General features: G+C 63.5%; 15 protein-coding genes and 2 pseudogenes. 8 read left to right on the top strand and 9 right to left on the bottom strand.

The genetic code is table 11. From position 1 onward, the window contains the following. Together G6R20_RS16870 and G6R20_RS16865 are read right to left on the bottom strand one after the other, a co-directional pair. Nucleotides 1-936 carry a complex I subunit 1 family protein gene (locus G6R20_RS16870; protein ID WP_017836399.1) on the bottom strand — a complete coding sequence of 312 codons (936 nt, stop codon included), beginning with the start codon at nt 934-936 and terminating at the stop codon, nt 1-3. Next, nucleotides 929-1,636 carry a hypothetical protein gene (locus G6R20_RS16865; protein WP_223210110.1) on the bottom strand — a complete coding sequence of 236 codons (708 nt, stop codon included), beginning with the start codon at nt 1,634-1,636 and terminating at the stop codon, nt 929-931. Before G6R20_RS16865 ends, G6R20_RS16870 begins: the two co-directional genes overlap by 8 nt. Nucleotides 1,637-1,657: 21 nt before the next feature. On the opposite strand from G6R20_RS16865, the gene G6R20_RS16860 reads away from it, so the two are divergent. Beyond that, nucleotides 1,658-2,107: a hypothetical protein gene (locus G6R20_RS16860; RefSeq protein WP_240341542.1), complete on the top strand. Its 450-nt coding sequence runs from the start codon at nt 1,658-1,660 to the stop codon at nt 2,105-2,107. A 95-nt stretch (nt 2,108-2,202) separates the two neighbouring features. Here G6R20_RS16860 and G6R20_RS16855 read toward each other — a convergent pair whose 3' ends face one another. Continuing rightward, the gene (locus G6R20_RS16855; RefSeq protein WP_007626392.1) at nt 2,203-2,547 is read right to left on the bottom strand and encodes an NADH-quinone oxidoreductase subunit A; all 345 of its coding nucleotides are present in this window, start codon (nt 2,545-2,547) and stop codon (nt 2,203-2,205) included. Between the two features lie 400 nt (nt 2,548-2,947). On the opposite strand from G6R20_RS16855, the pseudogene G6R20_RS16850 reads away from it, so the two are divergent. From G6R20_RS16850 to G6R20_RS16840, 3 genes and pseudogenes are all read left to right on the top strand, one after another. Further along, nucleotides 2,948-3,817, top strand: a pseudogene (locus G6R20_RS16850) (HAD-IC family P-type ATPase); the annotation flags it as partial. A 52-nt stretch (nt 3,818-3,869) separates the two neighbouring features. Next, nucleotides 3,870-4,532 (top strand): DUF305 domain-containing protein, encoded by a 663-nt coding sequence (locus G6R20_RS16845; RefSeq protein ID WP_006840777.1) that lies wholly within the window; start codon nt 3,870-3,872, stop codon nt 4,530-4,532. Nucleotides 4,533-4,619: 87 nt separating this feature from the next. Beyond that, nucleotides 4,620-5,672 carry a type II glyceraldehyde-3-phosphate dehydrogenase gene (locus tag G6R20_RS16840; RefSeq protein ID WP_163377088.1) on the top strand — a complete coding sequence of 351 codons (1,053 nt, stop codon included), beginning with the start codon at nt 4,620-4,622 and terminating at the stop codon, nt 5,670-5,672. 111 nt (nt 5,673-5,783) lie between these two features. Here the strand turns inward: G6R20_RS16840 and G6R20_RS16835 are convergent, their stop codons facing one another. The 3 genes and pseudogenes from G6R20_RS16835 to G6R20_RS16825 form a co-directional block, all read right to left on the bottom strand. Next, entirely contained in the window at nt 5,784-6,668 is an 885-nt protein-coding gene (locus tag G6R20_RS16835; protein ID WP_018296925.1) for a fructose bisphosphate aldolase, read from the bottom strand. Nucleotides 6,669-6,919: 251 nt separating this feature from the next. Next, nucleotides 6,920-10,066, bottom strand: coding sequence for a beta-phosphoglucomutase family hydrolase (locus G6R20_RS16830; protein WP_240341536.1), 3,147 nt, complete (start codon nt 10,064-10,066; stop codon nt 6,920-6,922). 76 nt (nt 10,067-10,142) lie between these two features. Beyond that, nucleotides 10,143-12,305, bottom strand: a pseudogene (locus tag G6R20_RS16825) (phosphoketolase family protein); the annotation flags it as partial. 80 nt (nt 12,306-12,385) lie between these two features. Here G6R20_RS16825 and G6R20_RS16820 point away from each other — a divergent pair. The 3 genes from G6R20_RS16820 (at nt 12,386) to G6R20_RS16810 (ending at nt 15,911) form a co-directional block, all read left to right on the top strand. After that, nucleotides 12,386-13,551 (top strand): IS3 family transposase gene (locus tag G6R20_RS16820; RefSeq protein ID WP_163377086.1). Its coding sequence is split into 2 segments (ribosomal slippage): nt 12,386-12,670 and nt 12,673-13,551, totalling 1,164 coding nucleotides; the frame shifts between segments, so codons are not numbered across the junction. Between the two features lie 452 nt (nt 13,552-14,003). Further along, complete coding sequence (locus G6R20_RS16815) at nt 14,004-14,747, top strand: M23 family metallopeptidase (RefSeq protein ID WP_081615259.1); 744 nt, start codon at nt 14,004-14,006, stop codon at nt 14,745-14,747. Between the two features lie 204 nt (nt 14,748-14,951). Next, entirely contained in the window at nt 14,952-15,911 is a 960-nt protein-coding gene (locus G6R20_RS16810) for an SURF1 family cytochrome oxidase biogenesis protein (RefSeq protein ID WP_081615260.1), read from the top strand. A 158-nt stretch (nt 15,912-16,069) separates the two neighbouring features. Here the strand turns inward: G6R20_RS16810 and lnt are convergent, their stop codons facing one another. From lnt to G6R20_RS16795, 3 genes are all read right to left on the bottom strand, one after another. Next, a complete protein-coding gene (gene lnt / locus G6R20_RS16805) occupies nt 16,070-17,548 on the bottom strand; it encodes an apolipoprotein N-acyltransferase (protein ID WP_240341535.1) in 1,479 nt (492 codons plus the stop codon). Nucleotides 17,549-17,861: 313 nt separating this feature from the next. Continuing rightward, nucleotides 17,862-18,227, bottom strand: a complete 366-nt coding sequence (locus G6R20_RS16800) for a cytochrome b5 domain-containing protein (RefSeq protein WP_017836387.1) — start codon at nt 18,225-18,227, stop codon at nt 17,862-17,864. Beyond that, entirely contained in the window at nt 18,224-18,718 is a 495-nt protein-coding gene (locus G6R20_RS16795) for a hypothetical protein (RefSeq protein ID WP_223210127.1), read from the bottom strand. The genes G6R20_RS16800 and G6R20_RS16795 overlap by 4 nt, the downstream gene beginning before the upstream one ends. Nucleotides 18,719-19,304: 586 nt before the next feature. Here G6R20_RS16795 and G6R20_RS16790 point away from each other — a divergent pair. Further along, nucleotides 19,305-19,931 (top strand): M23 family metallopeptidase, encoded by a 627-nt coding sequence (locus tag G6R20_RS16790; RefSeq protein WP_163377085.1) that lies wholly within the window; start codon nt 19,305-19,307, stop codon nt 19,929-19,931.

The raw sequence follows: 19,931 nt of genomic DNA, 5'->3' as shown, positions 1-19,931 counted from the left end.
TCAGCCCTTCCAGACCACGACGAGGGACACAAGCAGATCCTGGGCCACGACGGCCGGGAGCAAGACAGTCCAGCCGATCTCCATGAACCGATCCGGTCGCAGCAGCGGAAGTTTGCGCCGCGCCCACACCAGAACCGTCAGCACCAGCGCTGTCTTGACCAGCACCCACGCCCAGTCGGGCAGGACGGGCCCGGCACCACCGCCGAGGAAGAGCGGCACCGAGAACGCCGCCCCGGCGGTGAGGAACAGGTAGCGCCCGGCCTGCAGGACCAGCCGATCGACCCCCGAGAGTTCGGCCGTCACCCCGCCGACGATGTCCGCGGACAGGGCCGGGGCGAATGGACCCCATACAGAGAAGCCGGTCACGCCGATCAGGAAGACCAGGAACGCCACCGGCATCCACACCACAAACCACACGCCGTCCTGCGCGGCCGCGACGTCGCCCACCGCCAGACTGCCGGCGGCGATCGCCGGGGCCACCAATGCGAACATCAGCGGCAGCTCATAGGCCAGCCCGTGCGCGAGGAAGCGGTAACCGCCCACCAGACCGTGGATGGAGTTGGCGCCCCACCCCGCCAGCCAGACCAGGGCCCACACCATGACGTCGACGGCGTTGAACCACACGACTCCCACGTCGAGGTCCGCCAGTGTCCAGCGGCCCAGCGGGATCACGGCGATCATCAGGAACGCCCCGACCAGCATGCCCGCGCCGCCGATCCGCCACAGCAGGGTGTCCGCGGCGACCGTCGTGCGGCGACGCTGCCGCAACAGACGGGCCGCACGGGCCAGGGGAGTGGGCCCGCCACGACCGCCGCCCCGCGCCGGCGACGAGAGCACCCCGTCCAGCGCCACCGCGAACAACGCCAGCCCACACAGGATCACCCCGGCCAGCACGGCCCACCCACCGGACACGGTCGTCACCACGGTCTCAGACATGCCCCACCTCCCGGACGGCAGGATGCGAGCCCAGATCAAGGCTCGCCACCGCCAAGCGCACAGTGCCCAGCTCCAAACCGGTCACCAGGTCCGGCACCACCGCCCACGGTACAGTTAGTTTGTCCGCAGATTCCTGCGCTGAGCCGCCATCCGCCCGGTCCGGCGTTGCGCCGCCGACCTCGACGCGGATCCGTTCCAGTTGGGCCAGCAACCGGTCGTGGGCATCCCCGAGGCAGTGCCCCGGCAAGCCGTGGCGCTCCAGATCGGCCGGGCCGAGCGGCAGCACGCCCCGCAATGACCAGCGCAGCAGCCGCGACCTGCGAACCTTCCGGTGCAGACGCTCGACGGCGTCACGGGCGGCACCGGGATCGCCCGTCAGAATCCCGTCCCGGGCACGGCGGGCGCAGTCCGCCAGGTCTTCGGCACCGGCCAGTGCCAGCAGTGCCATGACCTGATCACATTGGGTCACCGTGGCAGACGCGTGGTCCGTGGGCCGACCGGGTGCTCCGGCCCTGTGCTCCGTCGCGTCGATCACCGAGGCGGTGGCGTCGACGACAACGTCCCCCTGTAGCGAGCAGTGCAGCACGAGCCCGGCCGGCCAGAACGGCAATACCGGACCGAGCGGCAGATGGAGAACATCCATCTCCAGGCCGTCGCGGTCCTCCCCGCCTTCGGCCAAGGGAATCCCGGCGGGAGCCATGTCCATATCCCCGTGGCCTTCATGGCCCTCGTGGCCACCATGCCCGCCATGGCCTTCATGGCCCTCGTGCCCGCCGTGGTCTGCGTGGCCCTCGTGCGCCTGGCGATCCGCGTGCTCTTCGTGGTCCGAGTGTCCACCGTGGCCCTGGTGTTCCTCGTGTCCTTCGTGACCCACGTGCCCTTCGTGCCCTTCGCCATCAGCATTGTTCGCGTGATCGGACATCGAGGGCTCCTGCGCCCGTTCGCGGGCGTCGGTCCGGTGATGGGAAGTGTCGAGCAGGAGCGCAGTGGCATTGTCGAGGGCGGGAACCACCGCTCCGGGCGAGGCGATGCCGATGCGCACCCGAGGGCCGGGCATCTGCTCCCAGAGGCGGTTCGCCAGATCCGACAGCTCAGGGCCCGGCGCACCACACACGACGAGCACGTCCCCCTGAGCCGGACTACTGGCTATCCGCCACCCGCGACGGAGTAGCTGTTGCTCAAGCTCCATCCGAGTCGCCCACTGGCCCGGGGCCTCGACGACGAGCACCCGGGTGGCCTGGACGGCGAGGCGGGCGAGAAACGGGCTCAAGCCCATCGGAATGCGCCTTCTCGCCGTGCCCAGGCCACGGCGACTAGCAGGGCACCAAGGAACAGGAACATCTCCACCACCGCAGAGAGCCCCTTCTCGATCACCACCACGGCCCACGGGTACATAAAGAGCATCTCGACGTCGAAGGCCAGAAACACGATCGAGGCGAGGTACCAGCGTGCGTGGAACCGCGACAGGGCGTGCTCCTGCGGTGCCCACCCGGATTGGGCCGGCAGGACTGTCAACGGGTCGGAGGTAATGCTGGCCACGCGGTGGAGTGCATAGAAGAGAGCAACGACAGACAGCGCCACCAGAGCCACGGACACGATCCCTGAGGACATGACGGTCTCTCCCCTTTCTCGCGGTCGAACATCGAGGCCGGTCGCTGAGCGTTGGGAGTCACCTTAACGGATTACCGCGATCGATAATCTCGTTCCAGCTCGGCGGTCAGCCGTGACCGGGGCCGGCTCCGCAGAGCAGGAACACCCGCGTGTGGGTCCGACTGATGCGAAATCTCTGGAACCGGTTGGGCTCGACTGGGGGCGGGGTTGTCGTCGAAAGAAAGCGCACACCTCCGCGCGTCGCTGGCTACTCATCGAAGAACTGTCCACATTCCTTGACTAGACCAGTAACGTTCGAGAAATGGCCGGTCGTAGTTGATCGCCCGGTGAGGGTTGATTCCAGTCCAGTAGATGAAGTAAGGAGTGCGGTGTTGCATACGTCAAAGGAAGAGTCGGACGAGCCGCACACCCGGAGGCCTCACGCCGCCCACTGCGCGCAACCGGTTTCACCGCCGCCTCCGGCCGCGGGATCCGGGCCACTGTCGATGGCACCCAAATCCTCGTGGGTGGGCCGAACATGTTGCGCGAATTCAGTCTGACCATCCCGGGTGAGCTCACCGACATCACCGGTTCCTAGGCGCAGCGAGGCGCCGGAGTGCTCCACGTCGTCCGCGACGGTGAGATCATCGGTGCCGTGGCCGTCGAGGACAAGATCCGCCCCGAATCCCGCGCGGCGGTGCGCGCCCTGCAGGCCCGCGGGGTGAAGGTGGCGATGATCACCGGTGACGCCACCCAGGTCGCCCAGGCAGTGGGCAAGGATCTGGGGATCGATGAGGTCTTCGCCGAGGTTCTGCCGCAGGACAAGGACACCAAGGTCACCCAGCTGCAGGAGCGCGGTCTGAGCGTGGCCATGGTCGGCGACGGTGTCAATGACGCCCCGGCCCTGGCCCGGGCCGAGGTCGGTATTGCGATTGGCGCGGGTACAGATGTGGCGATGGAGTCCGCCGGGGTGGTCCTGGCGAGTGATGATCCCCGGGCCGTGCTGTCGATGATCGAGCTCTCCCATGCCAGCTACCGCAAGATGGTCCAGAACCTGGTCTGGGCGACCGGGTACAACATCGTGGCCGTTCCCCTGGCCGCCGGTGTGCTCGCCCCCATCGGTGTGCTGCTTCCCCCGGCGGCCGCCGCCATCTTGATGTCCCTGTCCACGATCATCGTCGCCCTCAACGCCCAGCTGCTACGCCGGATCGACCTGGACCCGGCTCACCTGGCTCCGACCGACGGGAAGGAGGAGAAGGCTGCTGTGAGCTCTGCAGCCCCCGTCCGCTGACTTTCAATCCTTCATCGACTCCCCCATACACAACCTCCGAAAGGGAACCCCCATGAAGCGCACCATCACCATCGCCGCTCTCGCCTTGACCTCCACCCTGGTTTTGTCCGCCTGCGCAGATAACACTGAGGGAGAAAACACCGACACCACGACCATCGCCACTACGTCCGCCCCCGACACCACCGAAACGACCGGGGCCACCACGGATCCTGAGACAGAGACGGGGGCGGCCGGAGAGGTCTCCGCCGAGCACAATGACGCGGACATCATGTTCGCGCAGATGATGATCCCGCATCACCAACAGGCCGTGGAGATGAGTGAAATCCTCCTGGCCAAGGACGATATCCCGGCCGAGGTCATCGAGTTCGCCCAGGGTGTTATCGATGCCCAGGGCCCGGAGATCGACCGGATGAATACCATGCTCGAGACCTGGGAAGAAGATCCGGTCACCGGTGATATGGGTGAGATGGACCATGGCGGGATGAGTGGAATGATGAGCGAGGAGGACATGACAGCCCTCGAGGACGCCCAGGGCACCGAGGCTGCCCGGCTCTACCTTGAGCAGATGACCGCCCACCATGAGGGCGCGGTCGATATGGCCCGCGATGAGGTCACTGATGGCCAGAACCCGCAGGCCATCGCTCTGGCTGAGCAGGTCATTGAAGACCAGGAGGCCGAGATCGCCGAGATGGAGCAGATGCTCAACGAGCTCTGAACAAGGACATTCCCCGACCACCCCAGATGAGAAACACGACCATACGACCATCGGGCCAAACCAGGATTTCCGGGAAGGACAATCAGCATGCCGAATAAAATCAAGGTTGCAGTAAACGGGTACGGTGTCATCGGTAAACGTGTAGCCGACGCGGTGAGAGCCCAGGAGGACATGGAACTCCTCGGGGTCAGCGACGTCACCACCGATTACCGGGTCGCCACCGCCATCACGCAGGGCATCCCGGTCTATGCCTCCACCGAAGAAGCCCACCAAGAGATGAGCGCTGCCGGATATCCCATCGCCGGGAAACTACCGGACCTGCTCGACAACGCGGATGTCGTGGTGGACTGCACCCCGTCCACCATCGGGGCCGGCAACCTCGACCTCTATCGCACCCATGGAGTCAAGTCCGTGTTCCAGGGCGGGGAGAAGCACAGTCTCACCGGCCACTCCTTCGTTGCCCACGCCAACTACAGTTCCACGCTTGGACGCGACGCCACCCGCGTGGTTTCCTGCAACACCACCGGCACTGTCCGCACCCTTATCGCACTCCAGGACGCTGGATTGCTGTCCAAAGCGCGGGGAGTGCTTGTCCGCCGGGCCACCGATCCGTGGGAATCCGACCACTCGGGGATCATGAACACCATAGTTCCCGAAGGTCGTATTCCCAGCCATCAAGGCCCAGACGCCCAGTCGGTGGTCCCCGACCTGGATGTGGTGACCATGGCGGCCAAGGGAGCGCACACCCACAACCACCTGCATTTCTGGACCATCGAGCTAACCCGCCCGGCAGACACAGAAGAGGTTCTCGAAGCGTTGAAGGCGATGCCGCGGATCGCTTTCGTGCGGCGCTCCGATGGAATCGTGGCGGTCAACAGCACCGTCGAATTGATGCGAGATCTAGGCCGGCCACGGGGCGATATGTATGAGGTCGCCATCTGGGAAGATATCCTGACCGTGCAGGGCAATGAGTTGTTCTGGACGTACACGGTCGACAACCAGGCCATCGTCGTCCCCGAGAACATCGACGCAATCCGTGCCCTGGCTGGCACCGTGGAAGACGGTGAAGAGTCCATCCAGCGCACCGACCGTGCCCTGGGGGTGCGCGCGGACTTTTTCTCACCTCTGCCCAACGGCTGATTCCAGCAGGAGACACCCACGGCGGTGCCCGACCCAGATCGCTCATGTCCGGGTCGGGCACCGCTGTATAAGCAGTTGATCAGGCGCACCGCGCCTTCTCGGAAGGCGTAGTCAGGTGCGTGAGGCTTCCGCGATAGTGCCGATTGTTTCATCCAGGACAGCGTCGAATTCGCGGTCGTCCTGGGTGACGGTGAGCCCTTCGGTCAGGGCGCGGGAGAAACTGGCGATTATTCCGGGGTTGCGTGCCAGGCGAGCGTTAGCTTCCGCGCGGGAGTAGCCGCCTGATAGTGCCAGCACCCGGATCACCCGCCGATGTTCCACGAGCTCGCGGTAGAAGTCATCAGTTTCGGGAAGCGTCAGTTTGAGGATGACCGCCTGGTCCTCCTTCAGCTGGTCGAGCTCTTTGCGCAGGGTCACCCGGAGCTGGTCTTCTACCTCGATCTTCCGGGGGCTGTGGATGTCGACCTCAGGCTCGACAATGGGTACCAGCCCGAACCGGAGGATCTGCTGAGCGATCGCGAACTGCTGCGCAACGACAGCGTCCACCCCCTCCCCGGGAAGCCTGATGAACGAGCGCATTTTGGTGCCGAACATGTGCTTGCTTACCGCACGCTCGAGCAGGTTGTCCAGATCAGGGAGGGGCTTCATGACCTGAGCCCCGTGGGTTTCTTCCGCCAGGCCCTTGTCAATCTTGAGGAACGGCACAATGTCTTTGACTTTCCACAGATAATCCCCTGTAGGCATTCCCCCGATGTCGCGGTCCATTGTGTCCTCGAACAAAATCGCCCCGAGGATCCGGTCACCGTCGAAACTGGGGCTGGTAATGATGCGCGTGCGCATCTTATGCACCAGACCAAACATCTCCTCCCCACTGGAGTAGGCGTCCTCGTTGATCCCATAAAGTTTCAGCGCTTTCGGGGTACTGCCCCCGCTTTGATCCAACGCCGCGATGAAGCCGGTACCGGCCCTGACCTTGTCGTATTTTCCTACGTCCATGAAACGTCCTTCCGCCTAGCGAGTTGTGACCATGTCGTGGAGCCCACTGTGCCTCGGTCCCAGGCAACTGTGCTCGTTGTCGTATCCCGGTACGGTTCCAGTCCAGTTAGGTAAATACCGAGGATCTGCGTCATGACGGTTCTTCCCCGGTGGTGCCCGGCCAGCGTGGGTCTTCGGCAGCTGTGCTCTCCGCCGAAGGGAACCGGTCATGCTCCTGGCTTCGGCCTGCTTGGTAGACATCATGGGTTTTCTCACCTGGTTAGGTCCGGGGTAGATTTGTTCTGCAGGCCGCGTCGTGCCTCGAATAGGTCCGTTGACTCCCCACCGGCGAGTTCCACATACGCTCCCGCGCTCCCCACGTAGATGGGTGGCGCAGTACTGGGGTGTAGTCGGATCAGGAGACTATCGATGCTCAGGGCAACATCGATCAGGTGCCCGCGGTACTGGATCTGAAATTCCACTTTTTCCAGGTGGGTAGGCAGTCGGGGATCGAAGGTGAGGGCGTTGGCTTCGGTCTGAAGACCGGCAAAAGAGCGGGTTAGGATATCCACCGTGCCCGCCATCGCACCCAGATGAATTCCTGCGCGGGTGGTTCCCTCCTGGGTGTCATCCAGGTCCGCGACCAGGGCTTCGCGGAAAAGGGCCCAGGCCCGGTCCTCGTTGAAGCGGGAGAGCACCGAGGAATGGACCACCCGGCTGAGTGTGGATCCTTCTGAGCTGCGGGACACGTAGTACTCTACGGTGCGTTTCAGGTCAGTTTCGGAGAAAGAATAACCGAGCCTGCCGAGTTGGTTGATGACACCGGTTGGTCCCAACAGATAGATGAGCATCAGTACGTCGGCCTGTTTGGCCAGTTTATACCGATTGGTGGTGTCGTTTTCGGCTTCCAGGATCAGGTCGAGCCGACCGATATTGCCGTACTTCGCCCGGTATCGCGGCCAGTCCAATTCAAGCAGGTCCTCATACCCGTCGAACTGACTGATGACCCCGTCGGCGTGGAAGGCGACGGTCAGTGCGCTGCCCAGCTGGGACCAGTGCTGGATCTCGTCGGGGGTGATCTGCAATCGGTCGGTGAGGTCATGCTCTTGGTGGCCGGCCAGTTCCCGGAGAGCATCAGCCGCCCGCTCACAGACCCAGGAGAGAAGAATGTTGGTGTAGGCATTATCGGTCAGGCCCGCTCCGGGATGATCCGGATAGCCATCGTGGTATTCGTCTGGCCCCATCACCCCGGTAAGGTGATATCTTCCGGTGGCGTCGTCGTAGGTGGCCAGTGAGGCGAACATCCTGGTTATTTCGATGATCAGTTCCGCTCCGCGGGTGGCCAGCCAGTCCCGGTCACCGGTGGCCTGAAAGTATTGCCAGGCGTTGTAGGCGATGGCGAGACCGACGTGGCGCTGTTGACTGGAGTTATCCGGCATCCACCGGGCGGATCGTGGATTGTAAAGCCACTGGGGTGTCTCCTCCCGCCCGTCGCTGCCGCTCTGCCACGGGAACAGTGCCCCCTTAAGACCCTGCGCCCGGGCGGCGGCCCGGGCAGCGCCCAACCGTTGCCACCGGTACTCCAGAAGTGTTTGACTTACCTGCGGGAGCCGCAGCCCGATAACGGGCAGGACGAAAAGTTCATCCCAAAAGATGTGCCCGCGGTATCCTTCCCCGTGCAGGCCCCGGGCTGGCACCCCGGCATCCAGCTCGGCGGTGTGTTCTGATATTGCCTGCAGCAGGTGGAACACGTGCAGGTTGAGGATCAGCTGGGACTGGCGGTCTCCGTCAAAGGTGACTCCGAAGCGATCCCACAGGCGACGCCAGGCTGCTTCATGGCTCTGGATCAGGATGTCGAAGTCGCCCTCATTTCGGGAGAGCTCGGTGAGTGCTGCTCTTCCCGGCGAGGCGATCGCTACATCCCTGGAGGTTACTACCGCCACGGTTTTGGTCATCGTGGCCGTTTCTCCGTCGACCAGCTGAACATCACAGTTCCGTAGGTATCTCCCGCCACCATTGTTAACGTCACTGGCCGTTACTCCCTGGCCAGGGAACTCTGTGCGCACCGCGAGGGCGATCCGAATCTGGCTCTGGTTGGTCTCCACCTCACACAGGACGGTGTGGTCGTCTATGTCGGTGACGACGGCGTTCGTCAGGTGAGCCTGCCCGCTGCCGATGTAGTCACGGACGTTGGTGTTGGTGACCTGCGCATCAATTCCGGCCCGGATGCCGACCGTACCGCTGAACCCTTTTGCCGTCACAGTGGTTTGAAGCGCCGCCAGGTGGGGATTGTCCATCGAGACTAGCCGCCGCTGCACCACGATAAGCTGGGCGTTCCCGGGGCCGGTGAGGGTGGCCCGGCGGGTGAGCGTACCGCGGCGCAGGTCAAGTTCGCTGCGATCCTCGGAGACCTCCATCTCTCCGGTGGACCACCAGGGACCGTCGCCGATGCGGACGTCGACCGGCAGCCAGTTGGGGATGTTGACCAGGTGCTCTTCTTCCAGTTCGCGGCCGTGGATGATGCCGGTAGTTCGGTTGTAGACACCCGAGAGGTAGGTCCCCGGATAGTGGATCCCGTCATCGCGGCGCTCCGGACGCGCACCGCGCGTGGCCATGTAACCATTGCCCAGGGCGGTCAGAGCCTCCCGATGCCCCTCGTGGGCTGGGTCGAATCCCTCGTAGACCAGCAGCCAGGGATCGGTGCGCGATGCACCCAGATCCAACTGGCCGACACTACCCAGGACGACGTCGGCGCCCGCCGCGTCCAGTTGCTCCCGGTACCCGGCGTGGTCGATTCCTACCACCAGTCCGAAACCGCCGGCGTGTCCTGCCTTGACCCCGGACACGGCATCCTCGATGACCACGGAACGCTCCGGGGATACGCCGAGTCGACGTGCCGCCTCGAGGAACATCGCCGGATCCGGTTTGCCGGGCAAACCTTGATCTGCGGCCACCAGGCCGTCAACGATCACATCAAATGCCGGCTCCAGGCCCGCGGCCTCCAACAGAGCCTGCGCGTTACGGCTGGCTGTGACGAGGCCCACGGGGATGCCGCCGCCGCGCAGGCGTTCCAGCAGCGCTACGGTTCCGGGATAGACATCGACACCGTCACGGGCTAATGCGGTCAGGAACAGGTCATTTTTTCGGGCCCCCAGTCCGGCGACAGACCAGGCATCCGGTCCGTCCTCCGGGCTGCCTGTGGGAAGCTGGATGCCGCGGGAGGTCAGGAAGGCGCGGATGCCGTCTTCGCGGCTGCGTCCGTCCACGTAAAGCCGGTAGTCCCGGTCTGCGTCGAACGGTGGCGTATCCGCTCCCACTCCGGATCTGGAGTCGGCCAGGACGGAGTCGAAGAGCTCCTTCCAGGCCGCCGCATGCACGCTGGTAGTCCGGGTAACGACCCCGTCCATGTCGAACAGCACCGCATCATAGGGCAAAGTGGCGAGATGATTCGACGACAAGGGCGGTGATGTCTTCCGAGGATGTGACGGTGCCATGTTAGAGCGGTTCCTCTCGTGCTTCCTGCTCGCATCGAAGGCCGGGGCCGGGGACAGCTGTCCATTGCCAGTTGTTGATTTCCGGCATGTCTTCGCCGTGGGTGCGGATGTACTGGTGGTGTTCGATCAGGGCGTTCTTGAATTTTTCGCGCACGGTGGCCGAGACGTCCTTGAGCCGCGGCACTCTGTCAATCACCGCCATGGCCAGGTGGAACCGGTCGATCCGGTTGAGTACGCACATATCGAACGGTGTCGTCGTGGTGCCTTCCTCTCTAAAGCCGTGAACATGGAAGTTCCCGTGGTTGGTCCGCCGGTAGGTGAGCCGGTGGATCAACCACGGATAACCGTGGTAGGCGAAGATCACTGGCTTGTCCGTGGTGAACAGCGCGTCGAAGTCGGTGTCCGACAGCCCGTGCGGGCCTTCGGACTCGTGTTGCAGCCGAAGGAGGTCTACGACGTTGACCACCCGGATGGACAGATCCGGGAAGTGGGAGAGCAAAAGGTCCACGGCGGCGAGGGTCTCCATGGTGGGAACGTCCCCGGCACAACCAAGCACCACATCCGGTTCCGTGTCCGGGTGTGTGCTGGCCCAGTCCCAGATGCCGATGCCCTTGGTGCAGTGAACGATGGCGTCGTCCATGTCTAGGTATTGCAGCTGTGGCTGTTTGCCGGCGACGATGACATTGACATACTGACGGCTGCGCAGACAGTGGTCGGCCACCGACAGCAGCGTGTTCGCGTCCGGTGGTAGGTATACCCGGATGACCTCGGGTTTCTTGTTGAGCACATGGTCGATGAAGCCGGGATCCTGATGGGAAAAACCATTGTGGTCCTGCCGCCAGACGTGGGAGGTCACCAGATAGTTCAAGGAGGCGATCGGCCTGCGCCACGGGATGCCATTGGTCGTGTCCAGCCACTTGGCATGCTGGTTAAACATCGAGTCCACAATATGGATGAAGGCCTCATAGCAGGAGAAGAACCCGTGCCGACCGGTGAGCAGGTAGCCTTCCAGCCAACCCTGGCAGGTGTGCTCGGACAGGATTTCCATGACTCGCCCATCACGGGCCAGATGATCATCCCCGGGGACTGTTCCGACGTTCCAGGCCCGGTCCGTGGCCTCCAAAACCGCTGTCAGGCGGTTGGAGTTGTTTTCATCCGGGGCGAAGACACGAAAATTGTGCAGATTTGTAGCCAGAATGTCCCGAAGCATCTGCCCGAGCACTCGGGTTGCCTCAACCTGACCGGTCCCGGGTTGTTCTACCGGGACAGCATAGTCGCGGAAATCGGGTATCCGCAGGTCCCGCAATAAAGTGCCGCCATTGGCATGGGGGTTGGCACTCATCCGTCTGTCCCCGGGAGGGTGCAGAATGCGGACCTCTTCGACCGGTTCCCCGGAGTCGTCGAAGAGCTCCTCCGGGCGGTAGCTGCGCAACCAGTCCTCCAGGATCTTCCGGTGGCTATCGTTTTCCCGTGCCGCACTGAAGGGAACCTGGTGGGAGCGCCAGGACCCTTCCACGTCCTGCCCGTCCACTTCGGCCGGGCCGGTCCATCCTTTGGGGGAACGCAGCACAATCATCGGCCAGCGGGGCCTTTCCGTCTCTCCGCTTTCGCGGGCACGGTGCTGGATCTCCCGAATGTCATCAAGACAGGTGTCCAGTGCTCGGGCGAAATCCTGGTGCATCTGTTCCGGATCGTGACCCTCAACGTAGTAGGGAGTATGCCCGTAGCCGCGCAGCAAGTCGTCCAACTCGTCATGGTCAATCCGTGCCAGGACGGTGGGACTAGCGATCTTGTAGCCATTGAGGTGCAGGATCGGCAAAACGGCTCCGTCGCGTGCGGGATTCATGAACTTATTGGAGTGCCAGCTGGCTGCCAGCGGGCCGGTTTCCGCCTCCCCGTCGCCCACCACGGCCGCAACAATAAGGTCGGGGTTGTCGAAGGCTGCCCCGTAGGCGTGTGAGAGAGCGTATCCCAGTTCCCCCCCTTCGTGAATGGAGCCAGGGGTTTCCGGAGCCACATGGCTGGGAATACCCCCGGGGAAGGAAGACTGCTTAAACAGCTGTTTCATCCCCTCCAGGTCCTGGCCCACGTCTGGGTAGGTCTCGCTGTAGGTCCCTTCCAGCCATCCCGCCGCCACCGGGCCTGGACCGCCATGGCCGGGGCCTGGGGTGTACGGGGCTGGTGCACGAGTAGGTGACATCTGATCTGGCTTGCCCTGCCGGGGCGGCCTGGAAGGATGTTGCTGTGCCCAAGCCCTACCCCCAAGAGTTCCGCGACGACGTTGTCCGCGTCGCCCAGGCCCGTGAAGACGGTGTGACGCTCGAGCAGATCGCCGCCGACTTCGGTATCCATCCCATGACGTTGCAGAAGTGGATTCGCAAGACCGACGTCGAGGCCGGGATTAAGTCCGGCACGACCGCGGCGGCATCCCAGGAACTGCGCGAGGCCAAGCGGCGTGTGCGCCTGCTGGAGCAGGAGAACGAGGTTCTGCGCCGCGCTGCTGCCTACCTGTCCCAGGCGAATCTGCCGGGAAAAGGTGGTACCCGCTCGTGAACGAGCTCGCCGCTGACGGCATCCCCGTCACGGTGGCCTGCCGGGTACTTGGAATAGCTCGTCAGCCCTACTACCGATGGCTCAAGAACCCGGTCACCGATGCCGAGCTCGCCGAGGCATACCGCGCCAACGCCCTGTTCGACGCCCACCGCGAAGACCCAGAGTTCGGATACCGCTACCTCGCCGACGAAGCCGAGACCGCAGGCGAGAAGATGTGCCGGCGGACCGCCTGGCGGATCTGCTCTGTCGGCGGCTGGACCAGCGCCATCAGCAAGAAAGGCCGCGGCAAGCATCGCAAGGCAGGCCCGCCCGTGCACGACGATCTCGTCGAGCGAGACTTCACCGCGGTCGGCCCCAATGAGCTGTGGCTGACCGACATCACCGAGCACTGGACGACCGAGGGAAAGCTGTACCTGTGCGCGATCAAGGACGTCTACGCGGGCCGGATCGTTGGGTATTCGATCGACTCCAGGATGAAGTCCCGCCTGGCCGTGGCCGCGCTGAACAGTGCCGTCGCCCGGCGAGGGGACGTGACCGGCTGCATCCTGCACAGCGATAGAGGATCTCAATTTCGCTCGAAGAAAATGCAGAAGGCCATCACCCGGCATGGCATGTTCGGGTCGATGGGAAGGGTCGGTGCTGTTGGGGACAACGCGGCCATGGAGAGCTTCTTCTCGCTGCTGCAGACAGGCGTCCTCGACCGACGATCCTGGGCCAGCAGAGACGAGCTCCGCGCCGCCATCGTGCACTGGATCGAACGGACCTACCACCGCCGCAGACGACAGGACCGCCTCGGCAGATTGACCCCCATCGAATTCGAGACCATCATGACCCACGAGGCCCCTCAGGCCGCGTGACTAACCCTGTCACCTAACCGTGCATCAGGCCCATCGTTCTCCAATCCGCCTCCAACTTGCTTCAGGATCGGTACGGCTTCTTCTTTTCTACTGTGCAGGTGGAGACCGACTGTCCCGATGAGTCTGCGGCAGCAGCGATCGACATCACACGTGCGGCGGGTACGAGGAGGGGGCAGGAGTAAGGACCTTGATCCTGCTTGCGTTGATCGCGGTTTAGTCACCCGGGACGATTGCGGGGTGGCTCCGGCCGGCCCGCGTTCGAACCAAAAATCACGTCGGGGTAACGGTCGGGCGATGCCGTAGATGAATAACAAATGGCGTATGAACTGCTGATTTCTGGATTCTCAGGAAACTCTCCGTGACAGGACGATATGCAACTGTTACCTTTTSGGGAGTCTCCAGTGGTCGTCGGTATGAAGCTGCGACCATCGCTTAAGTTGAAGGAATCAATCATGTCGAGCTCCTCCAAGAGCGTTCCGTTCGCCGATCTCATGGACTCGCTTGGTGTGGGCCACCGCATCTCTGCTGGTGGGCGTCATCGCGCCAACCGATCCAGGGGAGTGGGCCGGATCGCCGCCACCACGCTGGCTGGCGCCGCAATCGCCGGTGGCGCGGCGCTTAGTGTCGCCCCTGTGGCCGCTGCCCAATCGTCTGATCCCGAGCACGTCGGACAGATGGTCGAAGAGGCTGCCGCCCGCTATGGCATCGGAGCTGACGCGGTCCGCCAGTATGCAAGTCAGGCCCCCGGGCTGAGCCAGGCGCTCGGATTCGATACTGCTCAGTCGTCGTCTTCGGCGTTTTCGGTCGCCAGCCAAGCTCACAGGCCGACTGATGGAACGATCACCTCTGGCTTCGGCTCGCGGTGGGGCGCTAACCACAATGGCACCGACATCGCTGCGCCGATCGGCACACCCTTGTATGCAGCCAAGTCCGGCACGGTCGTGGCCTCCGGCCCCGCTTCCGGTTATGGGTTATGGATTCGCATCAAGACCGATGACGGCTATCTCTTGGAGTATGGCCACAACAATGCCAACTACGTCACCGAAGGCCAGCAGGTCACCGCCGGCCAGGTGATCGGTGAAGTCGGTAACCGTGGCTACTCGACTGGTCCGCATGTGCACTTCGGCGTACAGAATCCCGCCGGCCAGTGGATCGACTCGGTGTCATGGTTGGCCGCGAACGGCGTCGTCATCTGAGGACGTAGACAACGACCTGCTGCTCGACACTTCCGATCCAGGCCCGGATGCCACAATTCGGCACGCAACACGCTGATCTCGCCGGATCGGAACCATCCCTGCCGACAGTGGCGGGAGGCGGGCACGATTAATGATCGCCGGAGCTGGTGCCGACAGGAGGGCCCCGATGCCGACCGTCTTGCCATCACGCCTACCGTGAACGGCGTGCAGAGGGTCTTTCGCGTGATGACGCCGGGGTGGTTGATTTCCTTCATCGCCGTCGCACTGTTCGTCTATACGTGCTTCACACTGTTGGCGCCATGGCAGTTAGGCAAGAACGAGGATTTGAAGACGCGCAATTCCCAACTTCTTCACAGCGTCGAAGCCGATCCAGTGCCGTTGACGGAATTGACGGCGCGGGACGCGCCGTTGGACGAATCCGAGTGGCATCGGGTCACAGTAACCGGTCGCTATCTGCCCGAAGACGAAGTGCTCTTGCGGCAGCAAGCTGTCGACGGGGAACAGGTTTACCAAGTTCTCACCGCATTTCGGACCGAGGGCGGCGATGATCTGCTTATTAATCGTGGATGGGTTCGCGTTGGCGAGAACAACACGGTGCCGACCTACCCGGCCGCGGTAGCCGATCCAGTGACCATCACCGCCAGGCTCAGAATGCCCACCGACACCCCGGCCGAACCGATAGTTCTGCACGATCGTCACATGGTGCGCTCCATTGAAACCTCGACGATCGGTCGGGTTCTGGATCTCGATCTTGCTGGCTATCATCTCCAGCTCCCCGGAGGTCAACCAGGATCACTCGAGCCAACTCCGATACCGGAAGTCGAGGCGGGTTCGTACCTGTCCTATGGGCTTCAATGGCTTGCATTCGGAGTTCTAGCGCCAATTGGGCTTGGCTACTTTCTGTGGAGTGAAATCCGGGAGCGGCGCCGCCAACGTAGCCAGGGCAACGACGAGCAAGGCAGCCTAGGCGACGGTGCTGTGGGACCTGGTGACAGGGATATCGATCCTGATGTCGTATCCGGTCATATTGCTGAGGTGGATGCGGCCACGGAGGCAGTGGCCCATGACCGCCTCGTAACGATGACCGTTCGTGATCGCTACGGCACCAGATTTGAGGCTGAACGCCGACGGCGTCTACGTCCGAGAAATAGGCTCGATTACTGAGTCCAATCCTCGAGCTGGCTCTCGCCCTTACCTCGCGGGAGCTCATCAATTTCTCGCCCTCGGCGCCCTGCCCGACATGCTCACGTTGAGCGCCTGCAGCCGGCCCGGCCGACGACGGGTCCGCTCCCGATATCGGCGCGCACTCATGGCCGGGGATCTCAGCCCCGCCGACGGCGGCTAGCAATCCACCCCACCAGCATCGCGAATACTGCGGTGACCGTGATGATGAGTTCAGGAATTGAACGTAATCGGGTGGCAAGTGTGAACTCGGTATTGAGCGGGACCTGTGCGACGAGGGCATCGGCAGTGAACATTTCGGTCTGCTCGAGGACATCGCCATTCGCCGCGATAATCGCGCTGACACCGCTGGTGGCCGCTACCACCACCGTGCGGTTGTGTTCGACAGCGCGCAGCCGCGACATCGCCAGCTGCTGATAGGTCATGTCGGTATCGCCGAAGGTTGCATTGTTCGTTGGTATCGCGATCAACTGCGCCCCCGACCGAACCGACTCGGCCACCAGATCATCGAACGCGACCTCATAACAGGTGGCCACAGCGAGCGGTGTCTCATCGATGGTCACCACACCATCGCCGTTACCGGGCACGAAGTTGCCCGCCTGCGCGGCATAAGGCGAAAGCTTGCTCACGATCGATCGCATTGGCAGATATTCACCAAATGGAACCAGGCGTCTTTTGTCGTGCGCATCGCCAGGTCCTGTTCCTTGCTCCCACACCAGCGCTGTATTTCGGGTGGTACCGGAGCCAGTGGACACCACCGCCCCCACAAGGATCGGAGCGCCGATCGCCTCTGTGGCCGCATCGATCCGCTCTGCAGCGTCGGCATTGCGAAACGGGTCGATGTCTGATGCGTTCTCCGGCCAGATCACCAGATCCGGTGCGGGCTTCACCCCCGCTGCGACCTCGGCGGCGAGAGCGTCGGTACGAGCCACATGATTGTCCAGTACAGCGCGCCGTTGCGCGTTGAAATCCAGACCGAGTCGGGGCACGTTGCCCTGGACTAGGGCAACCGTTTTAGAGGGGGTGGTGACCGCTGCGGTAGGGACGGGCATCGAGCCGAGTGCAGAGGCGGTCACAAGCACCGACCCGAGCAGCGACACCGAGCGCCAGGCGGAGCGCCGAGCAAGTCCGACGACCACTGCAGCCGTCGCGCTGCCCACCAGTGCAACGGACAGGCTCACCCCTGGCGCCCCAGCGATCTGAGCGATCGCCAGCAATGGTCCATCAGTCTGACCGAACGCCAGCCGGCCCCAGGGAAACCCACCGAAGGGCAGGCGCGCTCGAACCGCTTCGGTGGCCACCCAGCAGCACGCGATCCACAGTGCAGCCCCGGGCAGCCGCGCCACCAGTGCGGTGGCCCCAGCGAAGACAGCGACTGCCACGGCCTGTAGCGCCGCTAATGCTAGCCAGGGGACAGCGCCGACATAAACCCCCACCCAGGGCAGTAAAGGTACGAAGAACCCGAGACCAGCCAGGTATCCCAATCCGAACGCGCCGCGCACGCCGATCCCTCGGACCGACAGAACCAAAATGGCAAGACCGGCCGGGGCGAGAAACCACAAGGATAGAGGCGGGAAACTGGTGTACAGCAGTATTCCTGCGCCCAATGACGACACCATTCGACCAAGCGCACGGCCGACGGGGTGACTATTTAGCCACCGCCGAGAAGGCGTTGACCGCGGTTGATTTCGGGTAACCCCGCCCATCCTGAGGCCGACTGCTGGCAGTACCACCGATTGCGGCCCACGGTTCTTCTGTCGTGTTGTCATGTCACGCTCGCGAGGTGCGCTCTCGTCTTCCGCAGAGGTCGCGGGGGGAGCGAATCGAACCCGTTCACGGCCTCGCTGAGTCCACGCGCGCGGCCCCGGAGCGGGGCCCGGCACATGCCTCCGACCGGGACGCACAGAGCGGATCGGAAGCATATCTGCCGGGTCACCCGGCGAGCTGGCCGATCTGGAACTCGGCGAGCCGCGATTGTGGCTGGGACGCTCCACTGTGCTGGTCGGTGAAACTCTCCGTCCCGTCCGTACCGCACAGCTGCTCGATCCGGTCCGGCCCGCCCGGGTGTTGGTCGACCCACGCGGTGAGGTCGTAGACGATGTTCTCGATCACGGTCCAACACGAGTCGGTCGAATCGTTCTGCTGGACCTCGGCCATCGTGACCTGTTTCTCGGCTCTCTCGCCCGTCTGGAGCTGCTCTGCCTGCTCTGGCGCGCCCGTGTCGTTCCCGGCGCAGCCCACAGCTAGGAGCAGGGCGGCGGTGGAGCCGGAGGCGGTGAGTGTCCTGCGCAGTCTCATTCGATCTCCTCGTATAGTGATCTACCGAAAGTCCAGGCGGCCAGCCACGTACACAGGACCGTGAGCACCAGTGCTACGCCGATGTGAAATGCCAAGGTCGAACTGCCCCCTAAGCTCGCTTGGGCGAACGTGGCCCCGAACAGGACGAGGGCGACGACTGCAGCCCAGCGACCTCGCCGTGTAGCCCACGCGCGCCACCCTAGAACCAGAGCCAGCACGCCGGTGAGGACATGAAGGGCGATGGCGGCCGAGCTGTGGACGTCCAGACTGGTGCCGTCCTGGACCAGCACCCCTGCCGAAGTGAAGAGGAGTCCGAGGGCGCTGACTGTCACTAACGCCACCGCTCGTGCGAGCAACAACAATCGTCCGGAAATCTGTAAATCTTGTGATCGCGACACTTTCCCTTTCTCGAGCTGCTCGTCCACTTCTTCGTGGTGGGAGGCGGCCGGCGACCCGCCCCACTTGTCCCCCAATGCCGCACGCACTGTCACATCTGGAGATTGTGCTGTGCTGACCTCTTGATTCGGTCGGGGTTTGATGAAGGTCTGATCAAGATCCCGGACGTGACGGTCGCTGACGCGGTGCTGATTTGGTGCGCGGCCAGTTGGGGTGAACCTGGGTGAAGCCTGTCAGGACGTCCAGCTTCCGAAGGCCTTCCCATGTCGCCCACGTAGTCCCTGACACTCGCAACAGGCAGCTTGATGAACGCTGCCAGAGGCTGTGGTCAGAGGGAGACTCTAGGCACGATGCACGCTGGTGGGGGCCGCTCCCGGTCGTTCTTCGACACGGGTGACGAGGCCCCCACTTCTTGCGACGGCGGACTCTGCTCGTCTAAGTTCGAGCAGAAGTCACATCACGAAACCATCACGATATAGCGGCAGGGGAGACACGGCGGCAGTGGAGCGAAGACGTGCACACCGCAAGGAACACCCTTCAACTGTCGACATCTGGGCGAGTTCTGGTCGCCCTCGAGGTGGCGGTACGCATCGCCAACCCTCCGCCCGGCCCGAGTTACGCGATCAGGTCGTCGTCGTCACGGTCGCCGCCGGGGCCATCGTGTCCTCGATAAGTTTTCTAGTGGACCAGCACACAGAGGCTGGTGGTGAGCACATTCACCTCATCGCGCACGAGGAGTCGATCAGTCCTGCTGGCCAGTCTGGAGACATAGCCCTTCCCCCGGCTGAACTGCCTGGGCCCGTTGCGGTGCAAGGCGACCTCCCGCTGGAGAGCGCTGCCGCCATGGTGTCGTCATTGGCGGCAGGCACCGAAATCGACGCTCGCCGGCAAGTTGCCGAGGAGACCGCGCGCCGTCCAACAGCAGCGATGCCGACAGTCGGGACCCTCACGTCTGAGTTCGGCCAACACTGGGGCTCGCTCCACGGCGGCATCGATATCGCAAACGCGATCGGAACCCCGATCGTGGCGGCCACTGACGGGACCGTCATCGATGCCGGCCCGGCGCAAGGGTTCGGCAATTGGGTCCGACTGCTGTCGGATGAGGGCACGATGACCGTTTATGGACACATGGAAGAGGTTCTCGTGTCCACGGGCCAGCGTATACAGGCTGGACAGACGATTGCCCTCATGGGAAGTCGTGGCTTTTCCACCGGTTCACACTTGCACTTCGAGGTGTGGTTGAACGAGGGACGGGAGCGCGCCGACCCCATCGAGTGGCTCCGGCAAAACGGTATCGCGACCAACTGA

This window comes from Dietzia sp. Alg238-R159, assembly GCF_900537145.1.
Classification (GTDB): Bacteria; Actinomycetota; Actinomycetes; order Mycobacteriales; family Mycobacteriaceae; genus Dietzia; species Dietzia kunjamensis.
Note: the sequence above shows the minus strand (reverse complement) of the source record. Positions and strands in the feature narration are given on the sequence as shown.

Coding starts and splice junctions, on each gene's coding strand:
- G6R20_RS16870 (WP_017836399.1), bottom strand. CDS start 936: ATGTCTGAGACCGTGGTGACGACCGTGTCCGGTGGGTGGGCCGTGCTG.
- G6R20_RS16865 (WP_223210110.1), bottom strand. CDS start 1,636: ATGGCTCCCGCCGGGATTCCCTTGGCCGAAGGCGGGGAGGACCGCGAC.
- G6R20_RS16860 (WP_240341542.1), top strand. CDS start 1,658: ATGGCCCTCGTGGCCACCATGCCCGCCATGGCCTTCATGGCCCTCGTG.
- G6R20_RS16855 (WP_007626392.1), bottom strand. CDS start 2,547: ATGTCCTCAGGGATCGTGTCCGTGGCTCTGGTGGCGCTGTCTGTCGTT.
- G6R20_RS16845 (WP_006840777.1), top strand. CDS start 3,870: ATGAAGCGCACCATCACCATCGCCGCTCTCGCCTTGACCTCCACCCTG.
- G6R20_RS16840 (WP_163377088.1), top strand. CDS start 4,620: ATGCCGAATAAAATCAAGGTTGCAGTAAACGGGTACGGTGTCATCGGT.
- G6R20_RS16835 (WP_018296925.1), bottom strand. CDS start 6,668: ATGGACGTAGGAAAATACGACAAGGTCAGGGCCGGTACCGGCTTCATC.
- G6R20_RS16815 (WP_081615259.1), top strand. CDS start 14,004: ATGTCGAGCTCCTCCAAGAGCGTTCCGTTCGCCGATCTCATGGACTCG.
- lnt (WP_240341535.1), bottom strand. CDS start 17,548: ATGGTGTCGTCATTGGGCGCAGGAATACTGCTGTACACCAGTTTCCCG.
- G6R20_RS16800 (WP_017836387.1), bottom strand. CDS start 18,227: ATGAGACTGCGCAGGACACTCACCGCCTCCGGCTCCACCGCCGCCCTG.